The sequence below is a fragment of the Bradyrhizobium sp. USDA 4341 genome, from assembly GCF_054063755.1.
Map to the genome: position 1 here is coordinate 543418 of NZ_JBSSGO010000001.1, position 13571 is coordinate 556988.

Here is a 13571-nt window from a genome sequence, read left to right on the forward strand (position 1 = left end):
GATAGAGGAAGATCAGACCGGCACCGGCTGGGTCAGGCATCTGATGCCGCCGCCGCCATTGAGAATCGTCCTTAGGTCGAGCATGCGGACCGCCCGCCCCGGGAAATGGCGCTCCAGCTCCAGCTTGGCTCGCAGGTCGTTTTGAGTCTCGCCAAATCGTGACGCAAGGACAGCGCCGCCGGTGACGAACAGGTTCATGTAGGTCGCGGCCATCGTTGCGCTGCCGACCGAGCCATCCGGGACCACCTCGAACGCTTCGATGCCATTCAACTTTCCCTCCGTACTCAATTGCCGCAACATTCCGACGTCGCGCTTGCGCCGCCAGCTTCCCGGTCCCGATGCGACGTTTTCGACCAGGAGCTTGCCGTCGGGCAAAAAGGCCATGAACCCATCCGGATGACCGGTGGTGATCGGTTCGGTCCGGTCACCGTACAGCCAAATCACATCGCGAATGCCGACGCTGTCGAAGGCCCCGGTGATTGCCGCTTCATCGAGGTGTGGGTTGCGCGACAGGAGGCAACTCCGCGTCGTGACCGCGATTCCTTGACCGTCCGTGATGAACGCTCCGCCCTCCGCAACGAACGGCATGCCGATCACCGGAACGCCAAAATCGTGCGTGCGCGCCAGGCGGTCGCCGGCCCGACTGCCCCGGGAATTGTCCCAGGCGTTGAAGTTGAAGTCGATCGCGATCGTTTCGGCCCCGCGCTTTGCGAACACCGGCGCGATATCACGCATCCAGATATCGTCGACCGGTGCCGGTACGATCTCGACTTCGGGCCCGAATTTCCTTCCCCGAGCCGCCGGCACCAGGTCCGGAGTGGTCAATAGTTTTATAGGCTCATACTCCGCGATGGCCCGGATCACACCATCGAGCTCGCGCTCGACCTGTTCCTTCTCGGCTCCCCATTCCCGGTGCACCGCCCACGCCATAATCGTGCAGGCGTGAGGCTCGTGATCGGCGGGAATGCGGATCTCGTGATTTCCTCTCACGCGTCCACCACCGACGGAAATGGTGCGCTCAGCCATTCGCGATAGCCCGGATGGCCCCAGCGCCACAGGCGATCGGCGTCCTTGGAGATGTTGATGCGACGTCCATTGAGCAGGCTGGTCACCGGTTCAACCGGGCGCAAAACGCGAAAGGGAGACTTAAAGAGCGAGGCGCCATCGAGCAGTGGGTAAAGCCCAAGTGCCTCGCCCAGCTTTGCAGGTCCGTTGCAGAGCTTGCGCTCAAACCCGGAACCACGATTACGGATCGTGCGATCCGCTGACGGATGGACAGAGCGGCGCTCTGCCATCGCATCGAGTCCGATCATTGGCACTCCGGCCCTGATCAGAATTGCACTGCCAAATCCCTCTTGCCCGCAGACCAGGTTGAGGCAGGGCATCCCCCGGTCGTGGTGGATGTAAACGTGCCCGTGCGGGAGCAGCATCGAGGAGCTGCGGTTACGGCGCTGCGCTGCTGCCCCAGGATGACAGTGCGAGGCCATGTCGGTCTCATCGTAGGCCTCAGCTTCCGCGATGATGACCCCTCCATCCGTCGCGCGGCGGAGATCGGTGACGATCACGAGGCATCCGACCGCCTTCTGGGCCACCTCGACTGCAGAGCCAGCAAAGAAATCTGGCTCGATCGAAACGTAATTTTTCAGATCGAAAGTCATAGACTACTCCTTCGTGTCTTCAATCGCGGCGCCGCGCAGGCCGCAAAACACACACTAGAGGAGCTCAATTATGTGTCAAATAACTCTATGAAATTACTATATTATCCGGTTCTCCTCGACGACTCCGTCGATGTCGCGAATTGCGCGGGTTTACTCGGCCAATTTCGCGACATCGTCGACCGCATCCTGCACATTGTCTCCGAGAGCTTCGACCCGGCTCTTATAGCCAAACTCCGCAACCACCGTATCAAGGTCTTGCGGACCGCGGAGTTTGTCATGGCAGATGCGTAGATATCGAGCGATCAAGCCGCTGTTATACCCGAACACCCCATCCGACGAGATCGACAGCCGCGTCCGTTGCCAGCGATTGCCATCCTTGTACGCGATACTTGGAGCCTTGGTGCTGCAGAAGGCCGCGTACTGCGCCTTCGAAGTCTCGGCATCCCGGCACGTGTAGTGCTCTGGATAATCGTCCTCATATCTCACGTCGCATTCTCGCAAAAGCGCTTCCACAAGTCTTCCGTTCGGCAGCTCTTTGACGACCTTCTTGTCCGACAGAACCGACCAGATGCACTCGCCCATCTGACATTCCACGCGCATGAACTGGTCCGCAGTGGCGCCCGAGCTGGTGGACTGCTTCAAGAACTCATCCAGTTGCGGCGTAAATTGCGAATAGAAATTGATGACGAAAAAGTTGGGATTCCCGATCGCGATCGGTTTTGCTCCGTCGGACGCGCCGGTCAGCACGAGCGCATTAACGCCTCCCTGAATCGGCGAGTCGATGGCCACGTCGACCTTGCGATCTAGAAGGAAGCGGCGGCGCGCGAACGTCAGCGTGACGGAGTCGACCTTAACTTCGACGAGATCTCGCTGCCCAAGTCGGACGGATACGTTCCTTGTCGTCAGCGCCGGGCCACAAAGAAAGTAGGTTAGTGAGACGCCTGCGAGACCATCGACCACGAGGGCATCACGCAACTCCTGGGGTACCGCTATTTTGGACACGACGCCTGCACAGGCCGCGTCGGTCAACTGGCTGCCGATCTCGCCCAGCCTACTTTCGATCGCATTGATGTAGCTGTTCTGATCCTGGAATGTGAGGGAGGAAAGACGGTAGTGATTATCGGAGCGCAGATACTGCAATTGCCGGACGGTCTCCTGCGTTGCCGGCATCTCCCGAACCTTCCGGATCAGCTCCGACAGCTGCGTGGCGGACGTCTTAGCCTTACGGGCCTCCGCATTCTCCTGCTCCGCGATCGCGAGCTGAGACAGCTTGGATTTGCACGCGACGACCACGTCCACCCTGGTGGTCTCCGGAAGCTGCGACTTCCACGTCTCTGAGCAAAACGATTTCAGCTCGCTTGCCGAAGTGAAGCCCTCCACCTTGGCCACAAGGCCCCGTTCGACCTCCATCTCAGCATCTCGAGCCGCCCGCTGCTCCCTCTGAGCCTGCTCCATGCTCTCGTTGAGAGCCTGACTGCGCCGATGAGCCTCATCGACGCTCGCCTGGCGCTGTACGCGGTCGCCCGCCGAGTTTTGAAGACGGGTCATGCCTTCAAGACGTTGCAGGTAGGCGATGAGCCCGCGGGAATCCGCGCCAAATTGCCTGGCGCACTCGGTGACCCGGCTGCGGAGCTGGGCAAATTCATCCTGGCGCCATTCCGCCAGCGGCACGCCATACGGCGCCCCATTGGCCGACCAGGATTGTCTCGCGACCGCCGATTGCGACACATCGGAGCAGGCTAGCCTCGAAATCGTCTCCAAACTGGAGGCGTTGGCGGAGATGTTTTGAAGAACCAGGAGAGCGAAGCTAGCTAGCGTCAAACGTTTCATGGAGTGAGGTTCTTTGAAAAATCGCTGGAGGGAATGATTCGCTGCGCATGATACTGCAGCACGTCCGAGAAGCCGCCACACAGTCATAACCAATGTCGGATTATTCTCCCTCTACAAGACCGGGGCATTGGCGGCGCTCGTGAAGTTGACAGGCCAACAGCCAACCACAACGGCGCAACGGGCGTTCTGATCTGTCGTTGCAATTGGCGCTCCACTCGTTCGCGTCCGAAAAGAGCGCCAACCTATCCATCTGGCCTCTCGGCAGGATTACAGGAATCGATAAAATGCCGTGAGTTACTGGCCAAGAGTCGCTCTCAGCCGCTGGCGGACCGTGGCTACGACGCTGATGGCCAAGGACCTATTCCAGTACCAGCCGAAGCCGCGGAGTTTCAAGAGAAGAAGGTGTCGTCGCGAACATCGGGCTTGATTGACCCAAAGGCGCCACCGTCGGGATGACCCGATTGCGGAGCTGACCCTGGTCACGCAGGAAAATGAGCGACCGTCAACGCGAGTTGCCGAGCCAGTGCGCCCGGCAGGACCACGTCGAAAATCCCACTGAGCTCCCGGTAATACCAAACGGTCCCGTCGCGCCCGCCTGTGAAGCGGCGCCACAATTCGTCGCCGATGTTGCGGTAGTCGTTCAGAATCGCCTCTGCATTGTCGACCTTGTCAGCAAGAGATACGAGCAACGACGAGGGCGCTTTTTTCGGCAGTAGCGAAAGGTAGGCTTCCTTCCGCGGACGCCAGGCCGGCTTCGGTTCGCCCCAGGAATCGGTGCAGTCGGCCACGATCTGCGCGACGTCACCACCGAACCTTTTCCTGACCTCGTCGAGCGTTGCTTGGCCTCCTTGATCCTCCGCGGCGTCATGGAGAAGGCCGGCGATGGCCTGAACCTCCGTCCCGCCGGCGGACAACACGCGGCTGGAGACGCTCAACAGGTGCGCGATGTACGGCGTGCCGCTCCCTTTTCTGATCTGTGTCCGATGAAGGTCGGACGCGTAGACAAGGGCTTCGTCGTATAATCTGGTAAGTGCCATCGATTCCTCCTTTCACAGTACCTGCCGGTACGGGCTTCGTGGTCCGTCCTACCTTCTAGAACACACGGCATCGTCGATCTTGTAGCGACCACCCGAGAATTTCGTCCAGTCGCATGCTGTCCGGGACCTCGCCATCGCCTCGGCAATGTCGAGGTCGCCGAGAAGGCACTGCGCGATCATCGCTCTGATCCTTACGTATGGGCCAATTCACGGTCCGCCTCTGAACTCCGGCTCATGTCGGCCAGTACGGCGTCGACCTGCCGGCGGCATTCTGGGATGTTCTTTTCGCTGTGGCTCTCCGTCGTCGGCGGCCGCACCCCTGCAAAGACGTCCACGGAGCCACTATTGCCGCCGGAAGGATGCGGAACGTGAACGGCCCGCGTTGTGCCGACGCGATAGGCGTACGAGCAGTCCCGGCCTGGAAAAGTCGGAACCCCGCCCAGCATTTTCATCACATCCGCGACGTAGTCCGCCGTTGCGCCCAGGACAATGACCAGCTTTACGCTGTCGGGGAGAACCGACAGATGACGCTTGATGCAGGTCCTTACGAACTCCGGACGTTGCCTAAGGGTGTTCTTCGTGATCTGGGCGCCCTGCATCACGAACTCCGTGCTGCCTGGTTTGGCATAGGCGACCGAGCATCGGACCAGCGAGGCGAAGCCGAAGACCTTTTCGCTCGGCTTGAACAGGGCATCGATGGAGGCCGTCTCGCCGAGCAGGCCCATCGCGACCAACAGCTTCTTCAGGTTGGAGCGCATCCTGCGCTTGTCGTCGTTGAACGGAATATCCTCGAACCGTATTCCCGCGCGCGCTGTGAGATGTCGGTCGATGAGCCGGTTCTGCTCAGGTCCTTTGGAAAACCCGAGCACCAGGATTTCCGGTGCGCTGGAGCCCCAGTAAGCGGGATTGGCGCGCAACAGCCATCGATGATTTTTGACCTCATAGGACTTGCGATCAACCGAGTGCCATGCGGGCTGCGGCCCGTCGAAACAAGCGCGGCAATCATTGCACCCATGCATGAACGCCGACGACGTGTGAACCATGCTATCCATTATATTCCCTCGAGAATTGCGATGTGAAATGATCACTGACGCCGAAAATGACCGCTCTTGTGAGCTGCGGTAACGAGCAACCCGTTATCGCCGAGGACCGCATAAACATTGAGCCAGCGCTCCACGACCTTGAGCCCGCGGTCGCCGCCCAGGTGATGACGCAGCCGTTTGATGGCCGACTTGTCGAACATGAGCCGCTCCGCGCCATTGGCACGGGAAGCCGACCCAAACTGGATCAGCAGGTCGACGACGAGTGGAGGGATCGCGCGCTGCTGCAGGCGCGTCCTCGAGTGTGTCGTCAGAGGCAGATCAGCCGTCGCTAGCGCGCTCACGAGCGGCCTCCCTCGGAAGAGCGCAGCGTGACCTCGAGCGCCTTGCCGACGAACATCGGGACGTCAAGCTCCAGAACTTTGGCGATCCGCCCAGCGCGGTCGGCGTCGAAGGCGAACGTGCCGTCGAACCAAGGCTGTACGTCCGCGGCGCTCCAACCCAGCTTGTCGGCCAGCTTCTCGGCCGGTTCGAATCCAGCCGCCTGGTGAATGAGCCGGGCGTACACCTTCGGCGTCTCGGCATCCCGGATTGCGCGCGTCAGGAAGCGATCGTCGGCGGCGCGCTCCGGCCAGGGAATGAAGCCGCGACGTCCGGAGAGCCAGCGCTTGGCTTCGGCGAATTCTACCGCGACCGGTTTCGAACCGGGAATGGTCTTCAGCCGGCCTTCGCTTTTATCCGACGTCGCCATGCGGACGGCGCCCTCGCTCATGTTGGCAAGCAGCGCCAGTTCGCGGGTGGTGAAGGTGGCCGACTCGTCGCCCGCCCATTCGAGCTTCCACCTGGCGAGCGCCGCGTCGGCGACCATCCGGCAATAGCCATCGGGAGTCATGAAGCGGTGCTGTTCCCCGGCGGAGGAAATGCCGCCGATGCGCGGGGTCCCTTCCATGAAGACCTGCAGATCCTGGACTTCATGCTCGCCGAATGTGTTCAGCCGGCTGCGATTGAATGCGAACTCGTAGGCCCGCTCGAAGGACGCCGTGATGCTTGCAAACAGCGAAAGGTCGACCTTCGAGGGAGCTTCATGGACGTACTCGTCCTTGTCGCCCGGGGGAAAGCCAATGAACGCTTCGGCCTTCGCCGGGCCGGAGCTGATGAGGACGTGATCAGCCTCGAAAAGGAAGATCGTCCTCAGTTCATCGAGCATCTGTTCTTTTGCGAAACCAGCCATCCTGCGCTCCATGCAAAAATGCAGACCAATTTGCATTATCGCTTGATAGCAGCAGCTACTAGGGCAAGCAAGTCATTTATGCAAACTCATCTGCATGTTTGCATTTATGGTGTCCATTGCTGGTGTTGGTCATTTTATCGGGTCGCTTGGTTCTCTTGACGGCTTATAATCTATTTGTTACAAGCCATAACAATGAGTTTGCGAGCCTGATGACATGAAGCCCGAGGACGTCGCCAAAGAACTTCAGAAAGCCTGGAAGCTGGCGTGGCCGGATACGATCAAGCTGCTCAACTACATGGAACAGCAACCAACAACGCCACCCCATTCGACCGCCGAACAGCTCCAGGAGGCGCTGAGCACATCCCGCCGCAACATGAGTGTCCTCCTGAAAGGCATTGACGATGCTGGTGTCGGAAAGCGCGTGGTCGGCCGGCGCGGCGCGCCAACCAGGATCATGTGGCGATACACCTGGAAAAGCATTGCCAAAGTCGCTCGTGGAGAAGGCGGCCCCGAAGCTCTGCGGCCGCTCGACAGCAAGGAAGCAATGTCGAGACAGCCCCGCATCGAGCACAGCTATGTCCTGCGACACGATGAGGATCCGATCACGCTGATGTTGCCGCGGGACCTCACTCAACGAGAGGCCGACCGCCTCGCGCTGTTCATCCAATCACTACCGAAAGAGTGAGCCCAAGGAGGAGCCCAGTGAACACCTATTTCGCCGTTGACGCGCAAAGCCTGCCGAATCCGGACGACCCTGAAATCCGTCGCGCCCTCATCTTCGTCGTTTGCGACAGACAGCGCAAACCGAAGCGGGACATTCTGATCACCGGGGTTGGCGGAAGCTTGAATGACCTCGACCGAGCACCGTTCATCGTTCTGCCAAACGGCAGAGGCGACAACGGAAGTGAATGCAAGAGCAATGAGGAGCGCTACTTCGACACCAATATCCGCAGCAAGGCGATGAAGCCTCGCGAGGTGTTCACCGTGTGGTGGTCATCCAAGGATCAGCCTGCGCGACGCTTCGAGACGACCTGGCGGATCAACAGGACCACTGCGGTCGCGGGGCCACCCATTCCATGATCGCTCGACGACCTCTCTTGCTGGCTTTGCCGAGCTCGCTCGGAGCATACCTGGGTGTCTTTTCTCTGGCCGCTCCGGCAGTCCACCGACGCGGCCGACACATCGGCCAGAGCGCGCTGAACGGCGCGCTCGCCGATCACGCGAGATGGCAAGAAGATCCGACGCGCGGCCGGCGCGCCCACTTCGCTGGCCGAGACCTGTCCGGCCTCGATTTCGGCATCGAAAGCCTCGAACAGCTCCAGCTGCGCGGCGCCGACTTCACCGAGGCAGATCTCAGCGGAATTCGAGCTAACGACGTCAATTTCTATCACGCGTCGTTGCAGCATGCGAACCTGTCGCACTCCCATCTGAAGGCGCCGGTGTTTCGTGGGGCCATCCTTCATCAGGCGGATTGCAGGAACGCGGTCTGGGGCTGGCCAGCGCCAGATGCGCAGCTGTGCCCAGCTAAAGTCGCCGCATCGGATCAGGCGGTGTTCATGAGCACCTGCCTTCACGGCACCAAATTCGATGGCGCTCGCGTGCGGGGGTATTTCAATGACTGCTCGCTAAGCGGCGCATCCCTTTGTTTCGCTGACTTCTCTCAGTCCGAGTTTTCCGGCAACGAAGCAGACAACCGCTTTGCCGGTGCCCGGCTCGTTGAGACAAAGTTCCGGTATGCAACCATAACGTCCGCCAGGTTCGACAAAGCCATCGTCGAGGGTGCAGACTTCCTCGGAGCCCGACTGCATCCGCGAATCGCGGCCTATCTGCGAGATCGAGATGCCAGGAATGTCGAGGCGTGAGTTTCTGGTCGTGAGCTTTCTGTTCGTAAACTCGCGAGAGCAGCGTCCCCGAAGTTGATCGAATTCGTGCCGAAGTCGCCAATTGGAGCAAAGACATGTCGCGCAAGCACCCGCAAGATGGACCGTCGCTGAGCAAGGCCCCTCATAAGAAGCGCAAACCGTTGACCGACAAGGAACTCGCCGCAAAGCACGAGAAGGAAAGGCAAGCTGACGAAGCGCGGAACGCCCGAGTACAGGCCGCAAAGAAAAAAGTTGCTGCAGGACGCCGCTTTAGTGAGGCGATCACCGCGAACGGCGGCACGATCCCGCTCCGCGGCGGCAATGCGCCGGAATTCTGGTCGAAACTGAAGTAGACGTCCCGGGCCTGGGCATTTTCTTCATCCTTTCAAGCGGCGGCCTTCTTGCGAGTAGGCACGTATCCCGCGGGAGGCCAAGGGCTCACTGGGTCGGACGCCGCCTATCAGCGCAACGCCTTGGCGATTTGCACCACGGCGCTGTGGCTGATCATCCTCGTCTGAAGCAACGATACTTCGCGCAACACATCCGCTGGCGCTCCGCTCTTAGCGTGCCCCTTTTTACTAAACAAAACCGGCTTACCGTCAGCGGCAAGCCAGGATCTGGCGTAAGCGTGCTTCACCGAAGACCGCGACTCTCCCATGCCCCACACAAGCTCGAACCCGACCGTTTCGCTCGGCTGCGATCCATCGGCAAGCGCAGCAATGTCCGACGCCATCACCTCTTCAAAGGTTTCGGGACGCGATGCGGTCGCCAGCTTCGCAAAACGACCGAGAACTTGGACGCCATCTTTCGCGAACGTGCTGCCCGCCACCGCTATCAGAAGGCGCGCAGCATCAATTGGTTCCATCGCAGCAGCACTACGCCCAAAGCCCTTGAAGGTGATTAGACCCACCGCTCGAATGGTCCTTAATTGAAGCTGTGCAGTCGGCCTTTTGATTCCTATTGCATCCGCGACGATGTCGGCCAGCGCTAGTGAACTGAGCAAAGTACGATCCTCCTGGAACTGATCGTGAACTTTAACACGACAACCTCTCCAGTGGACCGTTTCGTCGTTTGGGAGTTAATTTCTCGTTGATGAGGATGTAAGGGGTCCAGCCCCCGGGCTCGCCAAGGCTGTGTCGCTACCCGTCGAGTTGAAGTGCTCTATTGCGGAGGGCTTTGCGCAAGCCGGCACTGTTGCGCTTTACTCACCCCTCTCAACTCCAACAAGCCCTCGACGCTCAGCGCTTGGCGCTGGTCGACGCTTCGATCAATCACGAACAGCGGGCTTCTCGCGCTCGAAAGCTTTACCGCATCTCGCCTGAGCATCTCTGCCAGAGCACTTTGCATCGGCCGTGACGCGAGCCTCCGCTCAACTGGCACTTATCGCGAGCATATTCCCTACTCTGACCTCGCCTCGTTTTCAGAACTGCCAAGAAAGGAATGGGAAGAAGGACTGGCCGAGCTGGAGGAAAAAAAGCTTGCTTACCTCGGACACGGCGGAATGAAGCTGACCTGGCGATTTTTCTGTCTCTTCGACCCGGTCTTCAGAGGCGCCGATCCAGTTGGTGATGCGGCGATGATCGCCGGTCGCCTAGCTGACTCCGCAGATATTTTTGCAGCCTCGGATGACCTCGCTCGATCCGACCTAGAAGAAAGGCGATTCAATCCCGCCATGATGTTTCTCGTGGAAGCGACCGACGGTCGCATCAGGCGAACCATCAATGGTGAATGGACCTACTTAGGTTCTGGTTCCTCCAGCACCTGGAGTCCGAATGACCGGTATCGACTCCGAAACGTCCATGAGAACGCAACGCAGATTGCGCTCGATCTGATCAAAGATCCCGGCTGACACTCTTTGACGTAGCTTTGCTCCCCGGAGCATAGCAGCACCATGGGCCCCGCCGTTCAGACCTAGGGACGTGGACACTCATCGCATCTTGAGGTCTCGGAATGAACCGGGCACCACGAAAACCGTGACACTTAATTGGGTCCTTGACGCTCAATTGAGTTTCAGCACACTACAAGTTGTAAATTGTCCTGCGACACATAAGAGTGTCATCTTAACCAAGAAATCCCAACGATTCCAGACCGAGTGCGACCGATAAGATTGTCGTGCGCGACTCAAAAGCGTGTATCGGTCGGGTCTTTGCGACACATAAGACGGTAACGGATTTCCAATGGAGCCCTGGCATCGACCACCGTTGCAACGAGCGGCGGAGCGGTCGAGCCGTCGGCGGGACTACATTCTCGGCCGAGAGTGATCCGCGCGGTACTCCTCCGCTCGCTCGAGATAGTCGCTGTAGCAGTCGCGTAACGTGTCCGACTCTGGGAGATTGTCAATCTTCTCGCCCAACCCACGGATCGCAACCGCCATACCAAGAAGCCGGGACACACAGTCACCGTCGCGAAGAGGGATCTGGATATCCCCGCGGCTCACATCATTCCTCAAGAGCCAGCGCCCTCTCTCGTCGCGAGTGCCTCGCAAGAAGACGGTCACGTGAAGACAATCGTCATCCACTGCCGTTACTTCCACTTCGTATGCCCAGTAGACAGCGGCACATCCCTTCTGCACATGGACGCTGAAGGGAATGGGCTTGGCGATCTTCTTGTTAAAATAGGCGACCAGCTGCTCGGCCGTCATGATGCGCTCCGTTGATGCCTCACGAAGCTACGGCCAGCACTTGCAAATCGGGATTCTGTGAATGTAGCTTGGGATCATTAGGATAGATGAGCAAATTTCTGTGCATTTCTCCGCGGCCCACGAGCTTCGAGTCTTCTTTTGTGTGTTTTGACACTCTTATGTGTCGCAGCACATAAATATTAACGATTACAACTGCCGCCATGCCCTTGCTCCACATGAAAGTGCACGTACGCGCCACCATAATACCCAGGGCCTAGAACGCGATCGAACTTTCCGCAAGCAGCTTGCCAAGCCCGTTGTTGAATGGCGGGAGCACGACTCCATACAGCGAACTTCTGCCCATCCATGCTTGCGAGGTCGTAGGCGTCGCCGTACGAATGCATTGAGAGATGAACTCCTCCGCCCTTGTTGCCGTTCATCGGCCGGCATCCGTACGAACCATAGTCGGTCACCTGGCCAACGCCGAGGCCTTTGATCCAGTCGTTGACCTTCTCCGCCAACGGACAATTCATGTTCGGCACCGCTTTCCCCATCGAGGCCGACGCCCACTTGCGCACGGATACGGATGTCGCGACGAAACAGCGGCGACCAGTTCTGGGTTCAATCTTCGAGGCTGCGTTGAATCCCTCGAATGTGGCCTGAACACCGGCGGACTGCAGGCGCTGGAAGCATTGCGGATCCTGTCTTGGCTCGGTGTAATTGCTGTTCTTCGTCGAATTTTGCGGTCGCGTGCCGTTGTATTCGCCACCGGACGATCCACCGCCACCACCCGACGAGCCGCCTGGATCGCTCGCAGAAACGGGATTGCTCACTGTACCGCCGCCCGACATCGGGCTCGAGTTGCCCGAAACGCCAAGATTGCCCGGTCCGCTATAGCCAAGGTTGCCCGCAATCCCAGGCGCATTGGATGACTGCCGGCGCGGAGGGTCCGCTTTCAACTGGCTGCACCAGAGTACATACGACCAGGCCGAGCTGCCGTCGTACTTCGTCTGCTTCTTGCATGCTTCCGCCCATTGACCCGGCTTGATCTTGCCAACCGGCACAGGGCCGCCGGAAGCCGGCTGACCGCTGACATCGTTATTGGGTGTGCCGCCCGGGCCACCGCCAACTGCGAGCGACGGCTGGGGCGTGATCGGTGTGGACTGCGACGATCCGGGCTCGCTGTCGTCCCCGAGGTTGACGACGTTGGGCTCGATCAAAGGACCGCCGCCGCCGCCAGATTCCTTGCCTTCTTGCGGATCTGATGGCTGCTGAACCTGCTGAACGCCTTGGCTTGACCCTTGACCGCCGTTCTTGACCTGCTCCTCAGCCCACTTCTCGGCTTCCTCGCATTTGTCGCGGGTCATCAAATACGGCTTGTACTGATTGCAAAAGGACTGCAGCTCCGATGGGAAACGGCCGCAGTTGATACCCTCGATGATGGGCATCGTGGCGTTGCAGGTCTGCGAGGTCATATCGGTCGGCTGCTCGGAAGAGCAGTTGCCTCCGTTCCCGCTTGAGTTGCCCGTTCCGTTCGACGATGTGCCCCCGCCACTTCCACCGCCGCTGGACGAGCCGCCGCCCGTCGACCCGGTATCAGACTGGCCCGTGATATTCGAAACGTCGTACCCATTGCCCTTGGAGATCATCGTACCGACGCAGACGCCGTTGCCGTCGACGGCGCTGCCGGTGCAACCGTTCGTCAGGTACTGCTTCACCGCGCCGGCGCCGAACTGAGATCCCATAAGCAAGCCGGAAGCGGTAATGGGCTGTCCATCCGGACCGGTCTGCCCGATATATGCCGTCGATCCGTTAGCCTGCAGAAGTTTCCAGTTGCCCTGTTCGTACTTGGTCCAAGCGTTGTACTGGGCCTGCGGGTTCGAAAGAAATTGCTGGGTCGAATAGATGCCGTCCGTGCCGTTCCACTGCAGGTTGGAATTGCTGTTCGTCGGGCTCACATAGCCGGCCTGGGTCAGAGCCATGCCGCCCATTTGATACAGGCCGAGATAGCCCCTGGGATTGACGGACGCCGCATTGTTAGTGGACTCAAACGAAGACACCGCGTTGGCGTAGCTGCCCTGCCCCTGAAAGACACCGGTCTGACCGCCACCGCTGGTCGACGACGTCGAATTCGAGTTGTTGTTGCCCGAAGAACAGTCTCCGCCGGACGACTGTGCAAAGGCCCCAGTCGCGATCGCGAGCCCCGCGAGCACGGTCGTCGTCAGCATCAACGCGCGAAACGGCAACATACGTCCCTCTCAGTCCCCACACGCGGAATACGCTTCCACAGCAC

At 59.6% G+C, this 13571-nt stretch carries 15 protein-coding genes; 5 read left to right on the forward strand and 10 right to left on the reverse strand.

Features of this window, described 5'->3' with window-relative positions; all coding sequences use genetic code 11:
* Positions 1-12 precede the first annotated feature (12 nt).
* The 7 genes from ACVIGB_RS02525 to ACVIGB_RS02555 all read right to left on the reverse strand — a co-directional run bounded on the left by ACVIGB_RS02525 (position 13) and on the right by ACVIGB_RS02555 (position 6808).
* Positions 13-1026 (reverse strand): agmatine deiminase family protein, encoded by a 1014-nt coding sequence (locus ACVIGB_RS02525; protein WP_456717235.1) that lies wholly within the window; start codon positions 1024-1026, stop codon positions 13-15.
* Positions 987-1658, reverse strand: a complete 672-nt coding sequence (locus ACVIGB_RS02530; RefSeq protein ID WP_456717234.1) for a DNA-3-methyladenine glycosylase — start codon at positions 1656-1658, stop codon at positions 987-989. The genes ACVIGB_RS02525 and ACVIGB_RS02530 overlap by 40 nt, the downstream gene beginning before the upstream one ends.
* A 150-nt stretch (positions 1659-1808) precedes the next feature.
* Positions 1809-3488, reverse strand: coding sequence for a hypothetical protein (locus tag ACVIGB_RS02535; RefSeq protein ID WP_456717233.1), 1680 nt, complete (start codon positions 3486-3488; stop codon positions 1809-1811).
* Positions 3489-3967: 479 nt separating this feature from the next.
* Complete coding sequence (locus ACVIGB_RS02540; RefSeq protein ID WP_456717232.1) at positions 3968-4525, reverse strand: HD domain-containing protein; 558 nt, start codon at positions 4523-4525, stop codon at positions 3968-3970.
* Positions 4526-4716: 191 nt separating this feature from the next.
* On the reverse strand, positions 4717-5568 hold the full coding sequence (locus ACVIGB_RS02545; protein WP_456717231.1) for a hypothetical protein: 852 nt from the start codon (positions 5566-5568) through the stop codon (positions 4717-4719).
* A gap of 41 nt (positions 5569-5609) precedes the next feature.
* The gene (locus ACVIGB_RS02550; protein ID WP_456717230.1) at positions 5610-5909 is read right to left on the reverse strand and encodes a hypothetical protein; all 300 of its coding nucleotides are present in this window, start codon (positions 5907-5909) and stop codon (positions 5610-5612) included.
* On the reverse strand, positions 5906-6808 hold the full coding sequence (locus tag ACVIGB_RS02555) for a hypothetical protein (RefSeq protein WP_456717229.1): 903 nt from the start codon (positions 6806-6808) through the stop codon (positions 5906-5908). Before ACVIGB_RS02555 ends, ACVIGB_RS02550 begins: the two co-directional genes overlap by 4 nt.
* Positions 6809-7010: 202 nt before the next feature.
* Between ACVIGB_RS02555 and ACVIGB_RS02560 the strand changes: the two genes are divergently transcribed.
* The 4 genes from ACVIGB_RS02560 (at position 7011) to ACVIGB_RS02575 (ending at position 9011) form a co-directional block, all read left to right on the forward strand.
* A complete protein-coding gene (locus ACVIGB_RS02560; protein ID WP_456717228.1) occupies positions 7011-7481 on the forward strand; it encodes a hypothetical protein in 471 nt (156 codons plus the stop codon).
* 17 nt (positions 7482-7498) lie between these two features.
* Positions 7499-7876, forward strand: a complete 378-nt coding sequence (locus ACVIGB_RS02565) for a hypothetical protein (protein WP_456717227.1) — start codon at positions 7499-7501, stop codon at positions 7874-7876.
* Between the two features lie 17 nt (positions 7877-7893).
* On the forward strand, positions 7894-8658 hold the full coding sequence (locus tag ACVIGB_RS02570) for a pentapeptide repeat-containing protein (protein WP_456717226.1): 765 nt from the start codon (positions 7894-7896) through the stop codon (positions 8656-8658).
* A 95-nt stretch (positions 8659-8753) separates the two neighbouring features.
* Positions 8754-9011 (forward strand): hypothetical protein, encoded by a 258-nt coding sequence (locus ACVIGB_RS02575; protein WP_456717225.1) that lies wholly within the window; start codon positions 8754-8756, stop codon positions 9009-9011.
* A gap of 107 nt (positions 9012-9118) precedes the next feature.
* Here ACVIGB_RS02575 and ACVIGB_RS02580 read toward each other — a convergent pair whose 3' ends face one another.
* Complete coding sequence (locus ACVIGB_RS02580; protein ID WP_456717224.1) at positions 9119-9661, reverse strand: hypothetical protein; 543 nt, start codon at positions 9659-9661, stop codon at positions 9119-9121.
* Between the two features lie 153 nt (positions 9662-9814).
* On the opposite strand from ACVIGB_RS02580, the gene ACVIGB_RS02585 reads away from it, so the two are divergent.
* Positions 9815-10507, forward strand: coding sequence for a hypothetical protein (locus tag ACVIGB_RS02585; protein WP_456717223.1), 693 nt, complete (start codon positions 9815-9817; stop codon positions 10505-10507).
* 390 nt (positions 10508-10897) lie between these two features.
* Here ACVIGB_RS02585 and ACVIGB_RS02590 read toward each other — a convergent pair whose 3' ends face one another.
* A complete protein-coding gene (locus tag ACVIGB_RS02590; protein WP_456717222.1) occupies positions 10898-11299 on the reverse strand; it encodes a hypothetical protein in 402 nt (133 codons plus the stop codon).
* Between the two features lie 179 nt (positions 11300-11478).
* A complete protein-coding gene (locus ACVIGB_RS02595) occupies positions 11479-13527 on the reverse strand; it encodes an extensin family protein (RefSeq protein WP_456717221.1) in 2049 nt (682 codons plus the stop codon).
* Positions 13528-13571: the final 44 nt, after the last annotated feature.